The following is a 23,205-nucleotide window of genomic DNA, read 5'->3' as shown; positions in this document are numbered from 1 at the left end:
AGAAGGAGTTTTATCATCGCACAAGAACGCGAAGCACGTATTAACGGCGAAATTACTGCCAAAGAAGTGCGTTTAATCAGTGGCTCAGGCGAACAGCTTGGTGTTGTAAGTGTCAAAGAAGCTTTAGTTATGGCTGAAGAACAGGATGTGGATTTGGTGGAAATTTCCCCTACCGCCAAACCTCCTGTTTGCAAGCTGATGGATTTTGGTAAATATAAGTACGAACAAGCCAAGAAGCGTGATGAGGCCAAGAAAAAGCAAAAGTTGGTACAAGTGAAGGAAATTAAATTCCGTCCTGGTACTGATGAAGGTGATTATCAAATCAAGATGCGTAATATTGTCCGTTTCTTAAACGACGGTGATAAGGTAAAAGTTACTTTGCGTTTCCGTGGTAGAGAAATGGCGCACCAGCAGTTGGGCGCTCAGCTTTTGGAGCGTATAAAAGAAGAATTGGCTGAAATTGGCACGGTCGAGCAATTTCCTAAGATGGAAGGTCGCCAAATGGTTATGATGATTGCGCCAAAGAAAAAATAAAACTATAATTATGGGCTCCCCCGATTGCCGTGCGGGTGGGTTACGTTAAAGCGGCAAAAAAAACCGTGGTGTTCGGGCTCAAGTGTTTGTTTGCAAACCCCCTTATACCTTATCTAATAAATGATATGGAGTATTCCCATGCCAAAAATGAAAACCAAGTCGAGCGCGAAAAAACGCTTTAAAGTACTGGGTAACGGTGGTGTGAAACGCGCTCATGCGTTCAAGCGTCATATTTTGACCAAAAAAACCACTAAAAATAAACGCCAATTACGCGGCACCTCTATGGTGAACGAGCGTGATATGGCTTCAGTTTCTAAAATGTTACCCTACGCTTAAGGAGTTAAACTATGCCACGCGTAAAACGCGGTGTAACCGCTCGTGCCCGTCATAAAAAAGTATTAGCGTTAGCCAAAGGCTATCGTGGTCGTCGTAAAAACGTCTACCGTGTAGCCAAACAGGCGGTGATGAAAGCAGGACAATATGCTTACCGTGACCGTCGCCAACGTAAACGCCAATTCCGTCAATTGTGGATCGTGCGTATCAATGCAGGTGCTCGTGAAAATGGTCTGTCTTACAGCAAATTCATGAACGGCCTGAAAAAAGCTGCAATTGAAATTGACCGTAAAGTGTTGGCAGATTTGGCAGTATTTGATAAAGCTGCTTTTGCACAGCTGGTTGAAAAAGCAAAAGCTGCTTTGGCTTAAATAATACTTATTTTGTATTTAAAGGAAACTGCAAGTCGGTTTCCTTTTTTGCGTTGACCGACATTATAAATGTGAGTGCTGTGGATTTTTTCTCATTTCTCTTTGAATCCCTGTTTTTTTAGGTGTTGTTGCGTTAAAATACATTACTTTAAAAAAATGAAGCGGAAGCCAACTGTGCGGCTGTCTGAATCGGTTTCAGACGGCCTTCGTTATTTTATTGGTATATCGAAGGCTGTTTTATAATGAATCGAATTTACCGCTCCCTTCTTTCACAGGCAATTTAAAGCAAAACTATCATGGAAAATGTAAACCGTATTGTTGCAGAGGGTATTGCCGCTATAGATGCTGCAAGTGATTTCAGTGCTTTGGAGCAGGTTAAAGCCCGTTATTTGGGTAAAACCGGTGAGCTAACCGGTTTGCTGAAAACTTTGGGGCAAATGTCTCCGGAGGAACGTAAAACAGTAGGGGCTCATATCAATGAATGTAAAAACCGTTTTCAGGAAGCATTTAATGCAAAGCGCGATGCCCTGAATGAGGCCAAATTACAAGCCCAATTGGCTGCGGAAGCTTTAGATGTAACTTTACCTGGCCGCGGTCAGCCTTCAGGGGGAATGCATCCTGTAACGCTAACTTTGCAGAGGGTGGTGACACTTTTTCATGGCATGGGTTTTGATGTGGCGGACGGCCCTGAAATTGAAGATGATTTCCATAATTTCCAAGCTTTGAATATTCCTGAAAATCATCCCGCACGTGCTATGCAAGATACTTTTTATGTGGAAAACGGCGATGTATTGCGTACGCACACATCACCTATCCAAATCCGCTATATGCTGGATAAGAAAAATCCGCCTATTCGAATTATCGCTCCCGGTCGCGTGTATCGTGTAGATTCCGATGCTACCCATTCGCCGATGTTTCATCAGGCTGAAGGGTTATGGGTGGAAGAGGGTGTAACCATGGCTGATTTGAAAGCGGTATTTACCGACTTTATCCGTCGTTTTTTCGAACGTGATGATTTACAAGTGCGTTTCCGCCCATCGTTTTTCCCATTTACCGAACCTTCTGCTGAAATTGATATTATGGGTGACAACGGCAAATGGCTGGAAGTTGGGGGGTGCGGTATGGTACATCCGAATGTGTTGAAAAACGTTAACATTGATCCGGAAAAATATACAGGCTTTGCCTTCGGTATCGGTCTTGACCGCTTTGCTATGCTGCGCTACGGAGTGAATGATTTGCGGTTATTCTTTGATAATGATTTGAATTTCTTAAGGCAGTTTATTTAAATAAGCGTCTGATTTAAAAAATAGTGTTAGAGAAATATTTTTTAGGCGGTTTCAGACGGCCTGAATTAACCCGAATTAAGAGAATATTATGCAATTTTCTTACAACTGGCTGAAAACCCAAGCCAATCCCAATCTTTCTGCCGATGAATTGTCACATTTGTTGACAATGGCAGGTTTAGAAGTCGAAGAAGTCAATCCGGCTGCTCCTGAATTTAGCGGCGTGGTGGTTGCTGAGGTGAAATCGGTAGACAAACACCCTGATGCGGATCGTTTAAATATTACCCGAGTAGACGCAGGTACGGGTGATCTGATTCAAATTGTATGCGGTGCACCGAATGTAAAACCGGGCATTAAAGTACCTTGTGCTTTGCCAGGCGCCGTATTGCCGGGAAATTTTAAAATCAAGCCTACCAAAATGCGAGGGCAGGTTTCAAACGGCATGTTGTGCTCCACCGATGAATTAGGTCTTCCTGATGACGCTGTGGATGGTTTACATATTTTGCCCGAAGATGCGCCTGTCGGCTGTAATTTACGTGATTACTTGGATCTGGACGATGCGGTGATCACTTTGAAAATCACTCCGAATCGCGCCGATTGTTTGAGTATTAAAGGGCTGGCGCGCGAAGTGGCTGCACTGTCCCAATGTGAGAAAAAATATCCCGAGATTGCAAAAGCTACGGTTACTTCTGCGCGAAAACAGCCTGTTCGAATAGACACTCCTGAAGATTGCGGTAGGTTTTTGAGCCGAGTGATTGAAAATGTCAATGCACAGGTTCCTACACCGGATTGGATGAAGCAGCGCTTGGCCCGTAGCGGTATTCGCAGTATTTCCGCATTAGTCGACATCGGCAATTACGTGATGATGGAGCTTGGCCAACCTATGCACGTTTTTGATGCCGATAAATTGACAGGGAGTATTATCGTACGCCGTGCAAAAAACGGTGAAACTTTGGCCTGTTTAAATGAAAAAGAAATAACACTGGCTGAAAACACTTTGGTAATTGCAGATGAGCAAGGTGTCTTAAGCTTGGCAGGGCTGATGGGGGGGGAACCCAGTGCTGTATCCGATAAAACCTGTAATATCGTTTTGGAAGCGGCTTGGTTTGCTCCCGAGATAATTGCCGGTAAATCGCGCCAGTATGGTTTTGGTTCTGACTCTTCTTTCCGTTTTGAACGGGGAGTTGATACAGCATTGCAGGTTGATGCTATAGAGCGGGCGACCGAGTTGGTATTGGCTATTTGCGGTGGTGCAGCCGGGGAAGTGGTAGAGGCCGTCGGTAATCTTCCGAATGCCCGCCGTGTAAACTTGCGGATGGCCAGAATCGAACAGGTATTGGGAGTCAAGCTTGAAGCATCAGCGGTAGAAACCATTTTACGTAATTTAGGTTTGAATCCTATAGCGGTTTCGGAAGGCTTTGAAGTATCTTCGCCCAGCTTCCGCTTCGATATTGAGATTGAAGCAGATTTGATTGAGGAAGTGGGGCGTGTATATGGCTATGAGAATATTCCTGATGATTACACCTCAGGCCGTCTGAAAATGTTGGCACTGCCCGAAACTAAGCAGCCTCGTTTTGCTATTTACAACCGCCTTGCAGAAAGAGGTTATCAGGAAGTAGTCAGTTACGCATTTGTAGACGAACAATGGGAAAAAGATTTCGGCGGCAATCACGATCCTATCCGTTTGCAAAATCCTCTGGCAGCTCAGTATGCCGTTATGCGTTCTACATTGATTGGTGGTTTGGTCGAAATTTTGCAGAATAATCTTAACCGTAAGCAAAATCGTGTACGCATATTTGAAATTGCCCGTGTGTTTACCAAAGCATCGGATGGTAGTTTTGTTCAGAAAGAGCGTGTCGGCGGTTTAATTTACGGTTCGGTTTTGCCGGAGCAGTGGGGCGAGAAAACGCGAGCAGCAGATTTTTACGATATTAAAGCAGATGTAGAAACTCTGTTGGCAGGAAAGCAAGTCCGTTTTGTAAAAGCCGAACATCCGGCACTTCATCCGGGCCGTACCGCAGAAATCGTACAGGATGGCAAAACAATAGGTTTTATTGGTGAGCTTCATCCTCAATGGTTGCAAAAGTACGATTTACCGCAAGCGCCTTTAGTGTTTGAAATCGACATGACTGCCGTTTTGGCTCAAGAAAAAGTAGCGTACCGTCCTGTGTCAAAATTCCAAGCTGTTCGCCGTGATCTGGCCTTTGTTATGCCCGAAGATATGAAACATGATGAATTAATTGCTGCTTTCGATACTGTAGGCAGTAATTTGATTCAGGAAATCAGTGTTTTTGACGTTTATCGGGGTGCAGGGCTGCCGGAAGGAATGAAAAGTATGGCGGTAAAAGTTTTGCTTCAGGATATGGAGGCTACATTGACTGATGAAGTCATTGAACCCCTGATGCAGAAATTGATTCAAGCGGCCGCATGTGCGGGTGCGCAGTTGAGATCATAAACGTAAAAATAGTTGGAAATTTCAATATAAACTTGAATTTAAGCTGGAAATTAGTGATAATCAGCCCCTTGCAAAAAATATAAGAAGGTAATTAAAACATGACTTTAACAAAAGCAGAATTGGCCGACATTTTGGTGGAAAAAGTAAGCAGTGTTACCAAAAATGATGCCAAAGAAATTGTTGAATTGTTTTTTGAAGAGATTCGCACCACTTTAGAACGCGGAGAAGAAATCAAAATTTCAGGTTTTGGTAACTTCCAATTGCGTGACAAGCCTCAACGCCCGGGCCGTAACCCGAAAACCGGTGAAGAAGTACCTATTTCTGCCCGCCGTGTGGTAACATTCCACGCAAGCCAAAAATTAAAAGGCATGGTGGAGCATTATTATGACAAACAACGCAGCTGATCTGCCGGTTATTCCGGCCAAACGTTATTTCAGTTTGGATGAATTGTGCGAGCTGGCCCAAATCAGCCCTGCCCAGTTTGCCGCTTGGCAACATAACCACGGGGTGGTAGTGGGTTATGGCGGCAAGCACTACACACGTAGCGATGTAGTGAAGGTGCGCCAGTTAAAAGATACGTTTGCGCCTTTTGTTGATGAATTCAACCGTAATGCGTTGGATACCTCTGGTAATCCGGCCATTAAAGCAGAAGAAATGCGTATTGAATTGGAAAGAATGTTGGCAGAGATTGAAAAAACACTTGCCAATTAAAATTTCCGGTTTTATAATCTTTGTTTTCTTTGAGTCGGAGTGTGGCGCAGTCTGGTAGCGCACTTGCATGGGGTGCAAGGGGTCGAAGGTTCGAATCCTTTCACTCCGACCAAAAAATTCAAAAACCAGCTTCGGAAACGGGCTGGTTTTTTATTTAATTGCCAAACATGGGAAAACAGCTGTTTGTGGATCCATAATCGGCTGATAGGTTGTGTTTGGCTTTTTGCCGAGCTTCGGTAATATCGGATATTAAGGTAGTTTTTGCCTGATATTTTGAAAAAAGATTTCAGGCCGTCTGAATTTTTCAGACGGCCTTTCTTGGATTGTCGGAATAAAAATATGATGAAGCCGTCTATTTTAGAGAAGTTGCAACAATTAGCCGAGCGCTTGGAAGAGGTAACGCATTTGCTGGGTTCGCCCGAGGCAACCGAGGATATGGATAATTACCGCAAGCTGACCCGCGAGCATGCTGAAATTACGCCCGTAGTGGAAGTATTTCAAAAATACCGTCAAGCACAAGGTGATTTGGCCGATGCGGAGGAAATGCTTACCGATCCGGAAATGAAAGACTTTGCCGCAGAAGAAATCGAAGCGGCGAAAGCAACGATTGATACATTGGAAATTGAGCTGCAAAAACTGCTTCTGCCCAAAGATGCAGATGATGATAAAAATATTTTTATCGAGGTGCGTGCCGGTACGGGCGGTGATGAGGCGGCTTTATTTGCAGGAGATTTGTTGCGGATGTATAGCCGGTATGCCGAGCGTAACCGTTGGCAGATCGAACTGATTTCTGCCAATGAAAGCGATTTGGGTGGGTATAAAGAGGTGATTGTGCGTATTATCGGTCTGGGTGCGTACAGTAAATTGAAATTCGAGTCGGGAGGGCACCGTGTTCAGCGTGTTCCCGCCACCGAAAGTCAAGGCCGTATCCATACTTCCGCTTGTACTGTGGCGGTGATGCCTGAGGCGGATGAGCTGGAGGATATCGAATTGAATCCGGCCGATTTGCGTATCGATACTTTCCGCGCCTCAGGTGCCGGCGGCCAACATATCAATAAAACCGATTCTGCGGTGCGGATTACCCACTTGCCTACGGGTATGGTGGTGGAGTGCCAAGACGGGCGTTCGCAACACGCCAATAAAGCACAAGCGATGAAGGTATTGGCGGCGCGTTTGAATGATGTTCAAAAACGAGAAGCCCAAGCAAAAGAAGCTGCCGAACGTAAGAGCTTGATTGGTAGCGGTGACCGCAGCGAGCGTATCCGCACTTATAACTACCCGCAAGGGCGTGTTACTGACCATCGTATCAACCTCACGTTGCATAAACTGGATTTCATCATGGATGGTGATTTGGAAGAGCTGACGGGTGCATTAATTGCCGAGCATCAGGCAGAGTTGTTGGCAAATATGGCGGATTAAAAAGAATAACAAAGTGTGATGGTTATTTAAAATAATATTTAGCATCAAATATTTAATTTATCGCGGCAGTATTGAAAACAATATTGAGAAAGCTTTCTGCAAATAGGCCGTCTGAAATAATAAGTAGAGGATAAATAATGGGTTTGCAGCTTTATCTGGTTCGTCATGGGCGCACGGAATATAATGAGGCAGGGCGTTTGCAGGGCTGGCGAGATGCCCCGCTAACGCCGCAGGGCCGTGCTGTGGCCGAGCAGTTGGGCAAGGCATTGGGTGCTGCCAGTATCGTATTTGATGCGGCTTTCGCCAGCACCAGCCCGCGTGCAGAAACTACTGCCCGGTTGATTCTTGAAAACAAAGGCCAAGAAGATTTGCCGTTGCATAAAATTGCTGATTTACGTGAGTATTCTTTCGGCAGTTTCGAAGGTGAGTTGATTGCCGATGTGTACCGCCAAGTAGCACAGAATAGTGGTGCGCAGGATGTGGAAACTTGGTTGGCGAACTACCGTACAGCGGAACATAATTTGCTGATTGAAAGTGTCAGCCGTATGGATGCCGAAGGTAAAGCCGAAACCGAGGCTGCTTTCCTCAGCCGCTTGAGTCAAGGTATGGCGGAGCTGGTTTCTAAATCACCCGAAGAGGGAAAGGTTTTGCTGGTTTCTCATGGGATGGCGATTACGGCACTTTTGAAACTGATTGATCCGGGCAGTACTCCCTATCAAAGCGTGCCTAACGCTTCGGTGTCTCGTTTAGATTATGAAAACGGTGTATGGCGTATTCTGAGTGTGGGTGATACTTCGTTTGTCGGTAACTCGACTCCGGAAACATTGTAAATCGATCCGATAGGTATTTGGGCAAATGAAATAATCAAGCCGTCTGAAAATTCAGACGGCTTGATTATTGAGAAAAGGTTTCATTTGATAAACCATAGTGTTATCCGCATGTATAAGCAATATTTTTTTCTTTAAAACAGTTGGATAGGGGCTACAAGCTATGTCATTTTAAGCGATAGCTAATTGAAGCTGTGGTTTGTTAAAAGTAATAAAAGCGCTGATTAAGACATTCTGAGAGGGAATGACCTTAAGTGTTTTGTCTTTGAAATGGTGGTTGGCTTGTTGCCGGAACACAATAAGCTCGGTTTGATCAAAGCAATACCGTATATGCCGATTGAGGGTAAAGGGATAAAAAAGATTGGGGCCGTCTGAACAAAGTATGGATAAGTATTTGTCCAGACGGCTTGTTACTTTAATAGTGGATCACGGTGCGGATAGATTTGCCTTCATGCATTAAATCGAATGCACGGTTGATATCTTCCAACGGCATGGTATGGGTGATGAAATCGGAAAGGGCAAAATCACCGCGCATATATTGGCTGATGATGCCGGGTAACTCACTACGGCCTTTTACGCCGCCAAAGGCCGATCCCCGCCATACGCGACCGGTAACCAATTGAAACGGACGGGTGCGTATTTCTGCACCGGCAGGGGCAACACCGATGATAATACTTTCTCCCCAGCCCTTGTGACAGCACTCAAGTGCCGCGCGCATGACGTCCACGTTGCCGATACATTCAAACGAAAAATCAACGCCGCCGTCAGTCATTTCAATGATTACTTCTTGGATTGGCCGGTCAAAATCATTGGGGTTGATACACTCAGTAGCCCCTAATTTTTCTGCCAAAGGGAATTTGGAAGGATTGGTGTCGATACCGATAATGCGGGCAGCACCGCTCATCCGCGCACCGATAACGGCAGCCAGTCCGATCCCGCCCAAGCCAAAGATAGCAACGGTTTCGCCGCGTTTTACTTTTGCAGTATTCATCACTGCGCCCATGCCCGTAGTCACACCGCAACCCAACAGGCAAACCTCTTCCAGCGGGGCTTCTTTTTGGATTTTCGCCAGCGAAACATCTGAAACTACGGTGTATTCGGAAAAAGTAGAACAGCCCATGTAATGGTAAATCGGCTGGCCGTTTTTAAAAAAGCGTACCGTGCCGTCGGGCATCAGCCCTTTGCCTTGAGTGGCGCGCACGGCCGAACATAAATTGGTTTTGCCCGATGTACAGAATTTGCATTTGCCGCATTCGGCGGTATAGAGCGGGATGACATGATCGCCCACTTGAAAATCGGTAACACCCTCGCCTACTGCTTCCACTATACCCGCACCTTCATGCCCCAACACGCAGGGGAAAACGCCTTCGCTGTCTTGGCCGCTGAGCGTATAGGCATCGGTATGGCAAACACCTGTGGCTACAATCCGAACCAGCACCTCATGTGCTTGCGGCGGCATTAAATCAAGTTCCTCAATTGTAAGCGGTTGGTTGGGGCCCCAAGCAACGGCGGCGCGTGTTTTAATGAATTCCATATTTTTCTCCTGTAGGGGCGGGTATATAGATATATGAGACAGTAAGTGATGGGATTTTATCCGTAAAGCCAAACCGGTTTGGTTTTAAAGGAGTGTCGTGAGACGGATGAGATAGGGCCGGTATAGGTAGGGCATGGGGCTTGGCAAGGAAGGGTATCCGTATAAAGGTGGTACTTTAAGATTATTAATTTGCACCTAAAAATATACCATAGTTTATTTTAAGAATTTGAAAGATATTTAATTTTTAAATATTTTATTATCGTTTCAATAAAGGTGGCCAGGATAATCAGGCCGTCTGAAAAGCAAAGCGAAGCAGAACCGTATCATGCTGTAAACAGATGTGCCGTTATTCTTAATTCTTGTAAACCTTGGCAAGGCAAGGCTTTTTTGACAAATGCCGCTGCTATAATCGGATGAGATATTTATCTGTTTGTTTTTCAGACGGCCTTTATTATATGTATATGGGCGTGTTGTAAATTTTTCTTTTATTAATATTGTATCAAATCACAGTATCCCGCTATGCGCCCAGCACGTCCTTCTGCCCTTGATTCCCTTGTCAGCCCTTACCGTCGCCGCTTTTGGTCGGCACTGTTACCGGCTTTGTTATCAGTGGGGCTGTTGGTAGTACAAAGCGCCTTATTGGCGGATTTGTTTGCTGCTTGGCTAGACAGTACCGCAAACGGGGAGACTCTGCAAATTGCCCGGCTGTATGAATTGTTACCGTGGATTATCGGCTGCTTGTTGTTGCGGCCTTTTTTATCGCTTGTAAAAGAGCGGATTTTGCAAAACCTGAGTTTGGAAATCCGCCATAACTTGCGCCAAAGGTTGCTGGCCGTATTGGCGAAGTTGGGGCCGGAGCGTAGCCGTTTCGGGAGCGACGGGGCGTTGAGTATGCAGGTTTTGGAGCAGACGGATGCTTTAGACGGCTACATCAGCCGCTTTTATGTGCAACGTACGATAGCGGTGGCGACACCTTTGGTGATTGCGGCGGCAGTATTGGCACACAGTAAATTAGCTGCCGTATTGATGCTGGTTACCGCACCGTTGGTACCTTTGTTTATGGTTTTGGTAGGCAGTGCAGCTGCTGATAAAAGCCGTCGCCAGCTCGATACTTTGGCGCAGCTGGGCGGGCGTTTTCTCGATTTGGCGCGCGGTATGGCCACGCTGAAAAGGCTTGGGGCGGTACCGCAGGCGCAGGCTCAGGTTTCGGCTTCGGCCAAAGCGTATCAAGAACGCACGATGGGTGTGTTGGCTTTGGCTTTTCTTTCGGGGGCGGTATTGGAGCTGTTCGCTTCTCTGGCGATTGCTCTGGTTGCGTTGTATTTGGGTTTGGGGTTGATAGGGGTATTGCCATGGGCACAGGGTGAAGTTCCCGTACCCTATCAAAGCGCGTTGTTTATTTTATTGCTGGCGCCGGAGTTTTATGCGCCGTTGCGGCAGCTGGGTAACGACTACCATGCGAAAGCACAAGCTTCGGTAGCTGCAGAGGCGTTGCAGCCGTTATTGGATGCAGTAGAACCCGAGTTTAAGCCGTCTGAAAACAAAAGCTTGCCTATTGCGCCGTTGCTTTTGAATGGCTCACCGGCGTTGAAGTTGGAAAAACTGAGGATATACGGCAAAGACAACCGCATCCGCTTGGATGAAACCGATATGGCGGTAGAGGCAGGAGTGCGTATCGGAATCGGCGGTAGGAGCGGTGTCGGGAAATCCAGCTTATTACAGACTTTGCTCGGTTTTGGTGATTACGAAGGACGTATTTTGATTAACGGTGAAGACATTGCGGCTTACGACAAAAGCAGTTTGCAACGGTATACCGCTTACCTTGCCCAAAGTGCTACGTTGCTGCCGGGCAGTATTGCCGATAATTTGAAACTCGCCGATGCCGACGCCGATTATACAAAAATGCGGCAGGTATTGGAGGCGGTGGATTTATGGCATTTGGTAGAGCGTTTGCCGCAAGGTTTGGATACTGTGTTGGGGGAACGCGGAAAAGGCCTTTCGGGCGGGCAGCAGCAAAGGCTTTCACTGGCGCAGATGCTGTTGCGTGATGCCCCCTTATGGCTGCTTGACGAGCCGGCCGCCCATTTGGACGAAGAAACCGCTGCCTCACTCTATCAGGTTTTGGAGCGAATAAGCCGCGGCAAAACGGTTTTGTTGGTCAGTCATGATTTGGCGGCGGTTCCTTGGTTGGATACGGTAGTTGTATTAGAAGGAGGCAGCCGTGGCAGATAAGCGGGACTTGCGTTTGCGGGATTTGCTCGGCGGCAGAAAAAGCATGTGGGCGTTTTCTTGGGCATTAGGCGCGCTTACTTTATTGGCTGCGGTAGCATTGCTGGCAATATCGGGCTGGTTTATCAGTGCGGCGGCAGTGGCAGGTATTACGGCTTTGGCAAGTGCTTATACATTCGATTATTTTCGTCCTGCCGCCGTTATCCGTACGTTGGCGATTGCCCGTACGGCAGGGCGTTACGGTGAACGTTTGGCCTCTCATCAGGCAGTGCTGTCGTTGCTGCACGATTTGCGCTGCCGTTTCTTTGCCCGATTGGGGGTGGTACCGAACACCAAGATGAATATGGCTTCAGACGGCGTGATGCACCGGCTCACCGAGGATATCGATTTGCTCGATCAGCTGCCTTTGCGTTTTTTTATGCCGTGGTTATGGGCATTGCTGCTTCAGGCTGTCTTTGCCGTTTGGCTGCGGCTTGCCGTTCCTGATCTGCCCGCTTACGTACTGCTGCCTTTGCCGCTGGCAGGGATAGTTTTGCCTGTATTCGCCGCCTGCCGCGGAATCTCATTGGCGAAAGCAGATGCCGAAGCTTCGGAAATACGCCGCCGCCGATTATTACAACCTTTGAGTGTGATGACGGCGTTATTGCTATGGCGGCGTTGGCATGACTGTGAAAAAGTATTTTTGGAGGCTGATCGGCAATACGGGTATTTGCAGCTGAGGCAGCAGCATTTGGCCAGCCTGTATGCTTGGATGCAGCAGACGGCCTTAGCGGCTTTGCTGGGCTTAGTTTTGTGGCAGGCGCAACCTTTGTTGTCAGACGGTACATTGGGCGTACCACTTTTGTTGGCGGTGGTGTTGGCTGTATTCGGTTTGAATGAAGTGTTGTCGCCGCTGGTGTCGCAATTTATGGCACTCGGATTCAGTATGGCCGCCCGCGACCGTTTGAACGAATTGGGGCGGGTTACAGATTCTTCCAGTCGTTCTGTGTCGGCTATAACCGTTTGGCCGAAAGATATATGGGAGTTGCGAGCGGAAAACGTGAGTGCACGCCAGAACGGTGCCTTGAACGGCCCGGATAATGTGTCGTTTGTTTTGCCCAAAGGCGGGGTGCTGTGGGTATCGGGGCGTTCAGGTGAGGGCAAATCGACTTTATTAGATGTTTTGGCGGGCGAGTTGCTGCCTATGCAAGGCCGTCTGAAATTAAACGGGCAGGATTTTGCATCGTTTCAAGCAGATGATGCGATAGGCTATTTGGCGCAGCAAGTGGATATTTTTGACCTGACTTTGGCAGAAAATCTGCGCTTGGGCAACGAACATGCCGATGATGAGGCCTTGTGGCAGGTGCTAGAAAAAGTACAGTTGGCAGAATGGGTAAGGACTCAGCCCCAAGGTTTGGCTACCCGTTTGGGCGAGTACGGTACGGAGGTGTCGGGCGGGCAGGCGCGGCGGATTGCATTGGCTCGGATTTTGTTAAAACCGCGTGCCTTATTAATTTTAGACGAACCTTTTGCCGGATTAGATACGGAAACGCGTGAGAAGCTGGCAGTCGTTTTATTACAAGAACAATCCGAAGGTGTGCTGGTGGTGGCCAGTCATCAGAACGTATTAGCGAACGCACGGGTACAAAGATTGGTATTGAAGTCGGATTAAAAATATTTAATCGGCACGGTTATTGACAAGCACGGTTTATCGGCGTTTAATTGTATTAAACAAAATTTATTTTGTATTAATACAATTCTAAACTAGAAGGCCGTCTGAAAAATTTATACGGATAAAACTTGCTGCGGAAATGTTTGGCCGAGCAGACGGATATTTTTTATAAGCCTTTGTACGCAAGGAGCGTTTATTATGGACTTGGTGGAATTATCACGGCTTCAGTTTGCCGTTACGGCCTTGTACCACTTTTTGTTTGTACCGCTGACTCTGGGTTTGTCGTGGATACTTGTGATTATGGAATCCGTGTATGTGATGACGGGTAAACAGATCTACCGTGATATGACCAAATTTTGGGGCAAACTTTTCGGTATTAACTTTGCTTTGGGGGTTACCACCGGTATCACCATGGAGTTTCAATTCGGCACCAACTGGTCGTATTACTCGCATTATGTGGGGGATATTTTCGGTGCGCCGTTGGCTATCGAAGGTTTGATGGCCTTTTTCTTGGAAGCCACACTGGTGGGATTGTTTTTCTTCGGATGGGAAAGAATGTCGCGCCGACAGCATCTGCTGGTTACCATATTTATGGCTTTGGGTACCAATCTTTCCGCCTTGTGGATTTTGGTTGCCAACGGCTGGATGCAGAATCCTGTCGGAGCAGTGTTTAATTTTGAAACCATGCGCATGGAAATGACCAGCTTTGCCGAAGTGTTTTTTAATCCCGAAGCGCAAAACAAATTCGTACACACCGTGTCGGCGGGCTATGTGGCTGGGTCGATGTTTGTGTTGTCGGTATCGTCGTGGTATCTGCTGCGCAAACAGGACGTGGAGTTTGCCAAGAGAAGCTTCCGTATTGCTGCGGCGTTCGGTATGGCTTCGGTTTTATCCGTGATTGTATTGGGTGACGAATCGGGTTACAGCATCGGTAAGGCGCAGAAAACCAAAATGGCGGCTATCGAGGCGATGTGGGAAACCGAGCCGCCGCCGGCATCTTTCAGCCTTTTTGCTATTCCCAATGAGCGTGAGATGAAAAATGATTACGCCCTCCATATTCCTTATGTGATGGGTATTATCGGCACGCGTTCCCTGAATACCCCGATTCCCGGTATCAAAGATATCATTGCTGAAAATGCCTTGCGTATAGAATCCGGCCGCCATGCGGTTACCGCATTGGAACGTTTGCGTAAAGACCATACCGATACCGAGGCGCAGGAGGTTTTCCGTCGGCATCAGGAAGATTTGGGCTTCGGATTGTTGTTGAAACAATATACCGATAACGTTGCCCAGGCAGGCTCGGAGATAGTGGCACAGGCAGCACGCGATTCCGTACCCAAAGTATGGCCGATGTTTTGGGCATTCCGGATTATGGTGGCTTGCGGCTTTGCGATGTTGTTGGTATTCGGTTTGAGTTTTTGGAGCTCGGTAAAAGGTACTTTCGGTCAAAAACCGTGGCTTTTGAAAATGGTGTTTTGGTCGCTGCCGCTGCCGTGGCTGGCAATAGAATCGGGTTGGTTTGTAGCGGAATACGGCCGCCAGCCGTGGACGATTTACGGTGTGTTGCCTACCCACCTTTCTGCTTCTTCATTGTCGGTAGGCTCTTTGATGGGCTCGCTGGGCGGTTTTGTGGCTTTTTATACCGTATTGCTGATTGTCGAAGTGTATTTGATGCAGAAATATATCCGCATTGGCCCGGGGTCGTTGGGAACAGGGCGTTATGACAATGAACAAGCACACTGAGGAATCAAAAATATGGATATCGTAAATTTTTTCGACTATGCCACATTGAAATTTATTTGGTGGCTGTTTATCGGCTTTTTGCTTATCGGCTTTGCGGTTATGGACGGCCATGATATGGGAATTGGCGCTTTGCTGCCTTTTGTGGCCAAAACTGATGAAGAAAGGCGTATCGTCATCAACAGTATCGGTGTGCATTGGGAAGGTAACCAAACTTGGTTGATTACGGGTGCTGGCGCTATTTTCGCTGCTTGGCCGATGGTTTACGCTACTGCGTTTTCCGGTTTTTATTGGGCGATGTTGGCGGTGCTTTGGGCAATGTTTTTCCGCCCGGTCGGCTTTAAATACCGCAGTATGATTCAAAACGATACTTGGCGGCGGACATGGGATTGGTGTTTGTTTGTCGGTTCGTTCTTCCCGGCTTTGTTGTTCGGTGTGGCTTTAGGCAATGTGGTTCAGGGCGTGCCTTTCCATTTCGATGATACTATGCGCTCTTTTTATACCGGCTCTTTTTGGGCGTTGCTCAATCCGTTTGCTTTATTATGCGGTGTGGTTTCCGTAGCCATGTTGGTTTTTCACGGCGGCGTATATCTGATGCACCGAACGGAGGGCACGGTTTATGCGCGTACCCGTAAAACCCTGTTGGGCAGCGCGCTGCTTACTTTGGTTTTGTTCGGAGCGTTGGGTTTTTGGGTGGCAAACGGTATAGACGGTTATGTTGTGGCTGCCGGATTGCAACCTGACGGCTTGGCTAATCCGTTAAATAAAGAAGTTGTGCGCCAAGCCGGTGCATGGATGCAGAATTACCAACGTTGGCCGCTCACCATAGCGATTCCGGTTTTGGCTTATATCGGTATCGTCGCGGCTTTATTATTGGCACGCTCGGGTAAAACGTTGGCTGCATTCACATGTTCGGCAATCGGGATTTCCGCGATTGTCGCTACTTTCGGCGTATCGTTGTTCCCCTTTGTATTGCCCAGCAGCAGTGATTTGCGTTCCGGCCTGACCGTTTGGGACGCTACGTCCAGCCATTTGACCTTGGTGATTATGTTTTTTGTTACCGTCATACTTTTGCCGTTGGTAATGGCCTATACTTCTTGGGCATTCCGCATTATGCGAGGCAAGGTGACCGCTGAATACGTGCGTGAAAACAATCATAGCGCTTATTGAATAATCAGAATTTCAGACGGCCTGTTTGTTTTTAGAAAGAGCCGTCTGAAAACGGAAAGGAATTTTTAAAATGTGGTATTTCGCATGGATTTTGGGATTGGGCTTTGCCGTTTTGCTGGCGGTTATGATTGCTATGTGGGGCGAGTTTGAGCGGGATAGGGTTGAGAGCTTGAGCAAGGCAGATCAGGATAATTTGTAAAGCGAGCCGTTAAAATTAAAAAGATAAAATATGAAAACGCCGTCTGAAATTTTCAGACGGCGTTTTTTACGGTTGTTTGGATCGGCTTAGTTTGTCTAGGCGGGCGTTGAGGCGTGCGATATCGTCGCGCAGGCGGTCCACTTCGGCTGTCCAAGCATCAAATTCTTCGCGGGTGATGACGGCTGAATCGGGTTCGCGGGCATAATCGCCCATTTGTGCCATCAGGTTTTGCCCGATTTGTTTGAGTGTATGGCCGACTTGTGCGGCGCGTGTGGCAATGCTGCCCGCCAACGCGTCGCCGAACAGGCGGGCGAGGTCGTCGTTGGCGTAGTAGCGCAAGCTGCCGAAAAGAGGCAGCAGAGCCATACCCATGGCCGTATCTCCTTCTAAAGCGATGTCGCCCACGCCGGGCACTTGTCCTTGAAGGGCTTTTTGCAGCGCGCTGTTGTGGAAAATCAGCACGGTATCTGCGGCGTGCTCGGTGTTTTCCAAATAGCCTTCGGCATTAATACGGCCTTTTATCGACAAACCGGCGGCTTGAATGCAGACGGTGATACCGTTGTAGCCGCCAAGTGTGGCGCGTGTTTCCGGATTTTGTCGGATCAGATGGTTAAGTGCGGATAGGGCAAGCATGGTTTTCTTTCGGGTAGGTTGTCTGTACGTATGCTTCAGACGGCCTGATTATTCGGTCAATATATGGGCAAAGTCGTTGTATAGCGTGCTGACAATTTTGCCTTGTGCCAAGTCATCCATATCAAATATAGGTTCGGGGAGTCCGAGCTTGGCGGCTTCGGCTCGGTAAAATTGATATTTCGGCAGGTGTTCGGGCTCGACAAGATTGCGGATGCGTTTGCCTTGCGGATTGCAGGCGGCATAAAAGAGAGCGGAAACGGCGCGGTCTTGGTGCAACATATTGACGGGTGCGTATGCGCCGCTGATGTTATTGCGCTTTAGCAGGCTGTTGAGCGGATGGCGGGTGGCGGAATAGAGGCCGCCCAAGCGTAGAATGTCGATATTCGGAATGGAGCTATCCAGTAATTGTTGCTCAAAGGTACAGATGTTGCGCGCACTTTCGGTTTGGGGATCGGGCACGGTATCTTCGTCGCATTCACGTGGACTATTGCCGTATACGCTGATGCTACTGCCGTAGATGATGTGCTGTATACCGTATGTTTGGGCAAGCTTGAGCCATTGTTCCAAAATGCTGTTATAGCGGTTGCCGAAAGGAGAGGGGGGAAGCAGGCAGAACCATACGGGTTTGTCTGCCCAGTATTGTTGCCAGAAAGGGGCGTTTAGGCTTTCGGCTTCGTTTAAATCGGCGCAACTGAGCTGTATGGGAAGGTTGATTTCATCTGATGTGAGGCGGTGTTTCAGGGCGGCGATACGGCTGCCGTGTTGGTCTAATTTTTCTGCCAACGGGCGGCCGAGATAACCCAGCCCTAAAATTGCGCTGTCGGGTGCGTACATTTCAGACGGCCTCTTGGTCGAGCCAGGCGGGGCGGCTCCATTTTTTGGTTTCTACAAAACGGTATGCGGCCATTTTTTTCAGCAGCTCGTCCGGAGTATCTGCGCAGCACAGTAAGTTGAGGTTGGTTTCAGGCATGAATCCGGCTTGTGCGGTTTGTTCCAGCATGGCCAGTAGAGGATTGAAAAAGCCGTTGGTATTGAGCACGCCTACCGGTTTGTGGTGTAGGCCGAGTTGTGCTTGGGATAAAACTTCAAACAGTTCTTCATAAGTGCCTAATCCGCCCGGTAGAGCGATAAAGGCACTGCCGAGCTCAATCATTTTGTTTTTCCGACTTGTCATGTCGGGTGTTTCGATCAAACGGCTCAGGCCGAGATGTGCAACTTCTTTTTCGCGCAAGAAAGTAGGAATTACGCCCACGGCTTCGCCTCCTGCTGCCAATACGGCATCGGCTACGGTGCCCATCAGGCCGGCTTTACCACCGCCGTAAACCAAAGTGCTGCCGCGTTGGGCGATGGCGGTTCCCATGGCTTGTGCGGTACGGTAGTAATCGGGGATACTGCCGTAGTTCGAACCGCAGTAAACAACTATGGATTGCATTTATTCTCTCTAAAAAATCTGTTTGCGGGGTTTAAGCGAAATAGCCAGGCAATAAATATTTGCCGCTTATAAAACCGCCAGCGGGTAGGAACCGATAATTTTGACAAACGATGCACGCTCTTCCAAACCGCTCAGGGCGGTGGTAACTTTTTCATCATTGCGATGCCCCTCAATATCGATGAAAAACAGGTAATCCCATAGTCCTGAGCGGCTGGGGCGACTTTCGAATTTGGTCATGGAAATACCTTGTTCGGTAAAGGGTTTGAGCAGGGCGTTCATGGCACCAGCGCGGTTGGGGGTGGAGATGACCAGCGATGTTTTATCACGGCCGCTGGGAATGGTATCTTGATGGCCGAGAACGAGAAAACGGGTGGTGTTGTTCGGTTCGTCCTCGATGCTGCTGGCGGCTTTGGTCAATTGGTACAACTCGGCAGCAGTTTGGCCGGCAATAGCGGCTACGCCGGGATCATCGCTTTCGGAAGCCATGCGGGCGGCTTCGGCGTTGCTGGATACGGAAATACGGACGGCGTCAGGCAGATTGCGGCTGAGCCATTCATGGCATTGCGCAAGAGCTTGCGCGTGCGCATAGACATGGGTAATACCGCTTAGGCTGCCGTTGTTTTTACGTAGTAAATGATGATGTATGCGTAAAACAACTTCACCACAGGCTTTTAGCGGCGATACGGATAATAAATCCAAAGTACGGCCGACGGAACCTTCGGTAGAGTTTTCTACCGGAGCGACCACATAATCAGCCCGACGGGATTCGGCCATGCGGAATGCCTCGTCTATTGTGGCGCATGATTGGGTATGGGCAGCATGGCCGAAATGTTTGATGGCTGCTTGTTGGGTAAATGTGCCGGCAGGACCGAGATAAGCAATGGTAAGCGGACGCTCTACCGCCAAACACTCGCTCATGATTTCGCGGAACAAACGTGCCACGGCTTCATCGGGAAGAGGGCCGCGGTTGAGATTTTGAATGCGGCGCAATACTTCCGCTTCGCGTTCGGGACGGTATACCACGCCCGTACCTTTGAGTTCGCCGATAGCACGGGCATGACCTGCACGATCGTTGAGCAAACGTAAAATAGTGGCGTCTATTTCGTCAATGGCTTTTCGGTGCGGAAGCAGTTTGTCGTCGGCAGACATGGTATTCCTTTATAGAGATTGGGTTGTGTGCGTTTGAAAGATTGGGCTTGTAAGCGGCAAAATAGAAAACAGCCCATGTGTTTTTGCTGTCCGATATCGGCATATCCAGTGCGTTAACTTGTTATTTTCGTATATAACGCCCGCTTATTTTAACATTAAAGAAAGGCCGTCTGAAAATATAACTTTCAGGCAGCCTTTCGGGTAAAAGTATGGCATCTAACCGATACGCAGTATCAAAAATAAATCTATCTTGCGGGCTTAAAAAGCGGGCGGTTGCCAAATAAAACTTTGCCGGAAAACAGCCACAGCAAAACCATACCGCATATGGTAGAGAGCAGCATCATACCGGCCATGGTCAGCGGCGTACCATTGTGCATCCAGGTAGTCAGCATACCGACGGCTGCCGCAATCAACGATTGGCAGACGCCCAATACGGCATTGGCACTGCCGCCTTCTTCTTTGAAATAGCTCATAAAGCAGGCCTGGGTATTGGCATTAATCAAGCCTTGCGTACCGACAGATAACATAACACAACCTACCAAAAATGCCATATGCGGTTGTTTTGTCAATAAAACGGCGGAAAGCATCAGCAGATTGGCCAAAAATTGAATGGCGATACCCCATTTCAAAATATTTTGAGCATGACTGCCTGTTTTCAAACGCCAAGCCGTAATGCGGTTAAATGCGGCCATGGTAATGATGTTCATACCAAAAAACCAAGCATATTGGTGGGCGGAAATGCCGTAAAGCTTCATATAAACGAATGAAGATTCGGTGAGAAAGACAAACATCGAGGAAAAACTGAATGCTTGGAAAAATAGAAAACCCAAAGCAGAACGTGTACGTAAGACATGCAGATACCGCCTGATCACGGTTTGGAAGACCGAGCGGTCAATAGGTTCGGTTTGTGCCGGCTTGGCTAAAAAACGAAACAGCAATCCCCATACCGCACAAGCGTACACGGAGAGAAAAATAAAAATAGCCCGCCAGCCGCCCAAGCTTTTCAATAGTGCTCCGAGCATAGGGGCTGCCAGCGGGGCGACCATCATGATAATGCCTATAAGTGCAAACATCTGTGCTGCTTGGCGCCCTTCGTAGTAATCCCGTACGATTGCGCCTACTACCACAACCGCCATGCCGGCACCGAAGGCTTGAACCATACGTAGAAAAAAGAGCTCTCCTGCGGTTTGTATGAAAACCAAGCCGACAGCGCCTGCCAAATATATTGCTAAGCCCGATAAGGCTACAATACGGCGGCCTTTTAAGTCGGACAAAGAGCCGCCGATAAGCTGTCCTGCCGCCACACCAAACATAAAAGAGCTGAGGCTTTGTTCGATACGGTGGATATCTGCGCCCAGTTGTGCTGCCATGGTGGGAATAGCAGGAAGATAGGCATCTACCGAGAAAGGCATAATGGCGACCAGAAGGGCAAGCAGCAGAGCCATTTGTTTGTCGGTAAGGGTAGGGGTGGAAACCGTATTTGTCATGATGGATAATATAGTAATGAAAGCGTTAAGCCGCCCAAAGGCGGCTTGTGTCAGATAAGCGGTTTTGATTCTACGCCTTTTTCAGACGGCCTGAAAGCCTCTTTGGGATGAAAAAGGTTAAATAAATCAAAAAAATGAAATAGATTTTGGCGGGGGTAGCTATTGTGGGTTACTACTCCTCTGGTGCAACATATTGATATGTGCTGCTTTCCAAAAGGTTATCGGCTTACGAATTTATGCTTATGGAATTTAATTTGTTTGTTGAATGAGTGCTTTCGGAATTGGTGGTTACGGTAATTTTTTGGGATAGGGGAAATTCATTTTGATTTATTCCTTGCATATGAAATCAGGCCGTCTGAAAAATTTTCAGACGGCCTGATTTGTAAGAATTATATTCTTTAAGGTGCGCTTGCGCTGTCGGGAATGGTTTCAGGCTCCGAAGCCGCCTGATCCGGTATGTTTGATTCAGGCAACATATCGGCTTCGGTAAACTCAGGTTCCGGCTCGCTTTCAAATATTTTACCGTTGAGCTTGAGTTGGTTGTCAGTCAAATCTATGCGGGTACGGATGATGCCGTTATCGAGGGTGAGATAATTTTCACGCTGCATCGATTGTACGGTGCTGTCTACCATCAGGCGGAGAGTTTCATTGATATCGTCCAAGCTGGCGCGGCCTTCTGCCAAATCTTCGGGGTTCACGCTAAAGAGGTTGCTTGCTTGGTTGATGGCGATTTGTTCCAACAGTTTTTGGGGCACGTTCATATCAAATTGTGCCTGTGTTTTTCTCATCATAGCGGAAAAGTCATTTAAATCAGCTGCCAGCAGGCCGTTAAAGCGAAGCTCGCCTTTCACGTCTACTTTTCCTTGCGGCATGGTAAAGGCGAATGTATTGATTTTTAATACCGGATTTTGAGTAAACAGACCGGCTGCATCGGTTTTGACGGTTTGCAGCAGTTCCGCACGGATCTGCTCTTCGCTTAATTCGCGTGCAGCTAATTCGGCAAGTTTGTTTTTAACGGCCAGCAAGCCTTTGGCATCGAGGTGTTCTGCCGCAACATCAATATCAAGAGGACCGTATTTTTCGTCGCCGTAGGTGAGGTTGGCAAATTGGAAGCGGCCTTTACTGTTGATCCATTCTCCCGCTTCATCGGTTTGCGTGTCGAAGCTTAGTTTGTCGACTTCTATTTTTGAAGGTGCGATTGTGCCGGTGGGATTGATAAAGGCGCCGATTTGCAGGTTGGTTACCAAGTTGACCAATTCGTTTAATTTGACGTTATAGTCGATGCCTTCTTTCCATTGGATGGAGAATTTATCCAGTTTGAAACTGCTGTTGCCCAATGCCAGACGGTTGCCACCGTCTTTGGTTTCGGTATGGATATTCAGATTTTGCAGTACTACATCGCCTTTGTCGGCTAATTTGATATGAAGGAAGGGAGCGGTGTAATCATTATTATAGCTGTCGAAGCCTTTGGTGTAGGCAGTATTGCCGCTTAAACCTTTCCAATCCAGTTTGATACCGGAAAGCTCTTCATAGTCGAAAGCGGGGACTTTGAAACTGATATTGCCCGAACCGCTTAAGTAAACAGTATTGCTCATACTTACTGGCGCCTGATTGCCGAAAAAGCGCGCCAATACTTTTTCTGTTTCCGGGTTGTATTTGAACTCGGTTTCCACGCGTGCCCGAACGGGAGTCAGGCCGCCGGCAAAGGGGCCATGTTGGATATGGTTGACGAGCGTAATGGGCTCGTTCAGTACGGTTTTTAAATTCTCGGGTAAATATTGCTGGGTATTGTGGAGCAAAGAAGGTTTCAGCCGGATAACTGTAGTTTCGGTAGCGTTGAACCAGCCCCGTTCATAATTATGGGATTCGACGGTTAGAAAGCCTGATTGGGCGAGTATTTTTTGTTGTTCGTTGAGATTTTCTTCGGCTTTTGTACCTAAATAGTAAGGCAGACCTAAAAACAGCACTGCCAAAAGGATGATGATGGTGGCCGAGATGGCAATCAGAAGCTTTTTCATTGCGTCGAATTTAATAATAGCTAAAGGCCA

General features: G+C 47.8%; 21 protein-coding genes and 1 tRNA gene. 15 read left to right on the top strand and 7 right to left on the bottom strand.

The window, feature by feature from the left end; all coding sequences use genetic code 11:
• Window positions 1-12 precede the first annotated feature (12 nt).
• The 10 genes from infC (at window position 13) to LVJ86_RS07885 (ending at window position 7,936) form a co-directional block, all read left to right on the top strand.
• The gene (infC, locus tag LVJ86_RS07930; protein WP_075968072.1) at window positions 13-534 is read left to right on the top strand and encodes a translation initiation factor IF-3; all 522 of its coding nucleotides are present in this window, start codon (window positions 13-15) and stop codon (window positions 532-534) included.
• 138 nt (window positions 535-672) lie between these two features.
• Entirely contained in the window at window positions 673-870 is a 198-nt protein-coding gene (gene rpmI, locus LVJ86_RS07925) for a 50S ribosomal protein L35 (RefSeq protein WP_047760357.1), read from the top strand.
• A gap of 11 nt (window positions 871-881) precedes the next feature.
• Entirely contained in the window at window positions 882-1,238 is a 357-nt protein-coding gene (rplT, locus tag LVJ86_RS07920; RefSeq protein ID WP_047760356.1) for a 50S ribosomal protein L20, read from the top strand.
• A 296-nt stretch (window positions 1,239-1,534) separates the two neighbouring features.
• Entirely contained in the window at window positions 1,535-2,524 is a 990-nt protein-coding gene (gene pheS, locus LVJ86_RS07915) for a phenylalanine--tRNA ligase subunit alpha (RefSeq protein WP_047760355.1), read from the top strand.
• An 88-nt stretch (window positions 2,525-2,612) separates the two neighbouring features.
• Entirely contained in the window at window positions 2,613-4,976 is a 2,364-nt protein-coding gene (gene pheT, locus LVJ86_RS07910) for a phenylalanine--tRNA ligase subunit beta (RefSeq protein WP_047760354.1), read from the top strand.
• Between the two features lie 98 nt (window positions 4,977-5,074).
• Entirely contained in the window at window positions 5,075-5,380 is a 306-nt protein-coding gene (locus LVJ86_RS07905) for an integration host factor subunit alpha (protein ID WP_047760353.1), read from the top strand.
• A complete protein-coding gene (locus LVJ86_RS07900) occupies window positions 5,361-5,687 on the top strand; it encodes a hypothetical protein (RefSeq protein WP_047760352.1) in 327 nt (108 codons plus the stop codon). The genes LVJ86_RS07905 and LVJ86_RS07900 overlap by 20 nt, the downstream gene beginning before the upstream one ends.
• A 35-nt stretch (window positions 5,688-5,722) precedes the next feature.
• A tRNA-Pro gene (locus LVJ86_RS07895) sits at window positions 5,723-5,799 on the top strand.
• Between the two features lie 230 nt (window positions 5,800-6,029).
• Window positions 6,030-7,106 carry a peptide chain release factor 1 gene (gene prfA / locus LVJ86_RS07890; RefSeq protein ID WP_047760445.1) on the top strand — a complete coding sequence of 359 codons (1,077 nt, stop codon included), beginning with the start codon at window positions 6,030-6,032 and terminating at the stop codon, window positions 7,104-7,106.
• A gap of 137 nt (window positions 7,107-7,243) precedes the next feature.
• Complete coding sequence (locus LVJ86_RS07885; protein WP_047760351.1) at window positions 7,244-7,936, top strand: histidine phosphatase family protein; 693 nt, start codon at window positions 7,244-7,246, stop codon at window positions 7,934-7,936.
• 412 nt (window positions 7,937-8,348) lie between these two features.
• Here the strand turns inward: LVJ86_RS07885 and LVJ86_RS07880 are convergent, their stop codons facing one another.
• The gene (locus LVJ86_RS07880) at window positions 8,349-9,467 is read right to left on the bottom strand and encodes an S-(hydroxymethyl)glutathione dehydrogenase/class III alcohol dehydrogenase (RefSeq protein WP_047760350.1); all 1,119 of its coding nucleotides are present in this window, start codon (window positions 9,465-9,467) and stop codon (window positions 8,349-8,351) included.
• Between the two features lie 519 nt (window positions 9,468-9,986).
• Here LVJ86_RS07880 and cydD point away from each other — a divergent pair.
• From cydD to cydX, 5 genes are all read left to right on the top strand, one after another.
• Window positions 9,987-11,699 carry a thiol reductant ABC exporter subunit CydD gene (gene cydD / locus LVJ86_RS07875; RefSeq protein ID WP_047760349.1) on the top strand — a complete coding sequence of 571 codons (1,713 nt, stop codon included), beginning with the start codon at window positions 9,987-9,989 and terminating at the stop codon, window positions 11,697-11,699.
• On the top strand, window positions 11,689-13,347 hold the full coding sequence (locus LVJ86_RS07870) for an amino acid ABC transporter ATP-binding/permease protein (protein WP_047760348.1): 1,659 nt from the start codon (window positions 11,689-11,691) through the stop codon (window positions 13,345-13,347). The genes cydD and LVJ86_RS07870 overlap by 11 nt, the downstream gene beginning before the upstream one ends.
• A gap of 198 nt (window positions 13,348-13,545) precedes the next feature.
• Window positions 13,546-15,090 carry a cytochrome ubiquinol oxidase subunit I gene (locus LVJ86_RS07865; protein ID WP_047760347.1) on the top strand — a complete coding sequence of 515 codons (1,545 nt, stop codon included), beginning with the start codon at window positions 13,546-13,548 and terminating at the stop codon, window positions 15,088-15,090.
• A 12-nt stretch (window positions 15,091-15,102) separates the two neighbouring features.
• The gene (gene cydB / locus LVJ86_RS07860) at window positions 15,103-16,257 is read left to right on the top strand and encodes a cytochrome d ubiquinol oxidase subunit II (protein ID WP_047760346.1); all 1,155 of its coding nucleotides are present in this window, start codon (window positions 15,103-15,105) and stop codon (window positions 16,255-16,257) included.
• Between the two features lie 70 nt (window positions 16,258-16,327).
• A complete protein-coding gene (gene cydX / locus LVJ86_RS07855; protein WP_047760345.1) occupies window positions 16,328-16,456 on the top strand; it encodes a cytochrome bd-I oxidase subunit CydX in 129 nt (42 codons plus the stop codon).
• A gap of 66 nt (window positions 16,457-16,522) precedes the next feature.
• Here cydX and LVJ86_RS07850 read toward each other — a convergent pair whose 3' ends face one another.
• The 6 genes from LVJ86_RS07850 to LVJ86_RS07825 all read right to left on the bottom strand — a co-directional run bounded on the left by LVJ86_RS07850 (window position 16,523) and on the right by LVJ86_RS07825 (window position 23,175).
• Complete coding sequence (locus LVJ86_RS07850; RefSeq protein WP_047760344.1) at window positions 16,523-17,089, bottom strand: ubiquinone biosynthesis accessory factor UbiJ; 567 nt, start codon at window positions 17,087-17,089, stop codon at window positions 16,523-16,525.
• A gap of 48 nt (window positions 17,090-17,137) precedes the next feature.
• Window positions 17,138-17,923, bottom strand: a complete 786-nt coding sequence (locus tag LVJ86_RS07845) for a Rossmann-fold NAD(P)-binding domain-containing protein (protein ID WP_047760343.1) — start codon at window positions 17,921-17,923, stop codon at window positions 17,138-17,140.
• Between the two features lies 1 nt (window position 17,924).
• Window positions 17,925-18,521, bottom strand: coding sequence for an LOG family protein (locus LVJ86_RS07840; protein ID WP_047760342.1), 597 nt, complete (start codon window positions 18,519-18,521; stop codon window positions 17,925-17,927).
• A 66-nt stretch (window positions 18,522-18,587) separates the two neighbouring features.
• Window positions 18,588-19,670 carry a prephenate dehydratase gene (gene pheA / locus LVJ86_RS07835; RefSeq protein WP_047760341.1) on the bottom strand — a complete coding sequence of 361 codons (1,083 nt, stop codon included), beginning with the start codon at window positions 19,668-19,670 and terminating at the stop codon, window positions 18,588-18,590.
• Window positions 19,671-19,915: 245 nt separating this feature from the next.
• The gene (locus LVJ86_RS07830) at window positions 19,916-21,157 is read right to left on the bottom strand and encodes a multidrug effflux MFS transporter (RefSeq protein WP_200900158.1); all 1,242 of its coding nucleotides are present in this window, start codon (window positions 21,155-21,157) and stop codon (window positions 19,916-19,918) included.
• A gap of 398 nt (window positions 21,158-21,555) precedes the next feature.
• Window positions 21,556-23,175 (bottom strand): YdgA family protein, encoded by a 1,620-nt coding sequence (locus tag LVJ86_RS07825; protein WP_047760443.1) that lies wholly within the window; start codon window positions 23,173-23,175, stop codon window positions 21,556-21,558.
• Between the last annotated feature and the right edge of the window lie 30 nt (window positions 23,176-23,205).

Origin of the sequence: Neisseria arctica (assembly GCF_022870905.1) — a bacterium.
GTDB lineage: Bacteria > Pseudomonadota > Gammaproteobacteria > Burkholderiales > Neisseriaceae > Neisseria > Neisseria arctica.
This window is presented reverse-complemented; position numbering and strand designations above follow the sequence as displayed.

Bases quoted from the DNA above. Each gene is read 5' to 3' on its own strand.
- cydX (WP_047760345.1), top strand. From the start codon at position 16,328: ATGTGGTATTTCGCATGGATTTTGGGATTGGGCTTTGCCGTTTTGCTG.
- LVJ86_RS07825 (WP_047760443.1), bottom strand. From the start codon at position 23,175: ATGAAAAAGCTTCTGATTGCCATCTCGGCCACCATCATCATCCTTTTG.
- rplT (WP_047760356.1), top strand. From the start codon at position 882: ATGCCACGCGTAAAACGCGGTGTAACCGCTCGTGCCCGTCATAAAAAA.
- prfA (WP_047760445.1), top strand. From the start codon at position 6,030: ATGAAGCCGTCTATTTTAGAGAAGTTGCAACAATTAGCCGAGCGCTTG.
- pheA (WP_047760341.1), bottom strand. From the start codon at position 19,670: ATGTCTGCCGACGACAAACTGCTTCCGCACCGAAAAGCCATTGACGAA.
- cydB (WP_047760346.1), top strand. From the start codon at position 15,103: ATGGATATCGTAAATTTTTTCGACTATGCCACATTGAAATTTATTTGG.
- LVJ86_RS07830 (WP_200900158.1), bottom strand. From the start codon at position 21,157: ATGACAAATACGGTTTCCACCCCTACCCTTACCGACAAACAAATGGCT.
- pheS (WP_047760355.1), top strand. From the start codon at position 1,535: ATGGAAAATGTAAACCGTATTGTTGCAGAGGGTATTGCCGCTATAGAT.
- LVJ86_RS07880 (WP_047760350.1), bottom strand. From the start codon at position 9,467: ATGGAATTCATTAAAACACGCGCCGCCGTTGCTTGGGGCCCCAACCAA.
- pheT (WP_047760354.1), top strand. From the start codon at position 2,613: ATGCAATTTTCTTACAACTGGCTGAAAACCCAAGCCAATCCCAATCTT.
- LVJ86_RS07845 (WP_047760343.1), bottom strand. From the start codon at position 17,923: ATGTACGCACCCGACAGCGCAATTTTAGGGCTGGGTTATCTCGGCCGC.
- LVJ86_RS07905 (WP_047760353.1), top strand. From the start codon at position 5,075: ATGACTTTAACAAAAGCAGAATTGGCCGACATTTTGGTGGAAAAAGTA.
- LVJ86_RS07900 (WP_047760352.1), top strand. From the start codon at position 5,361: ATGACAAACAACGCAGCTGATCTGCCGGTTATTCCGGCCAAACGTTAT.
- LVJ86_RS07865 (WP_047760347.1), top strand. From the start codon at position 13,546: ATGGACTTGGTGGAATTATCACGGCTTCAGTTTGCCGTTACGGCCTTG.
- LVJ86_RS07840 (WP_047760342.1), bottom strand. From the start codon at position 18,521: ATGCAATCCATAGTTGTTTACTGCGGTTCGAACTACGGCAGTATCCCC.
- LVJ86_RS07850 (WP_047760344.1), bottom strand. From the start codon at position 17,089: ATGCTTGCCCTATCCGCACTTAACCATCTGATCCGACAAAATCCGGAA.
- rpmI (WP_047760357.1), top strand. From the start codon at position 673: ATGCCAAAAATGAAAACCAAGTCGAGCGCGAAAAAACGCTTTAAAGTA.
- LVJ86_RS07885 (WP_047760351.1), top strand. From the start codon at position 7,244: ATGGGTTTGCAGCTTTATCTGGTTCGTCATGGGCGCACGGAATATAAT.
- cydD (WP_047760349.1), top strand. From the start codon at position 9,987: ATGCGCCCAGCACGTCCTTCTGCCCTTGATTCCCTTGTCAGCCCTTAC.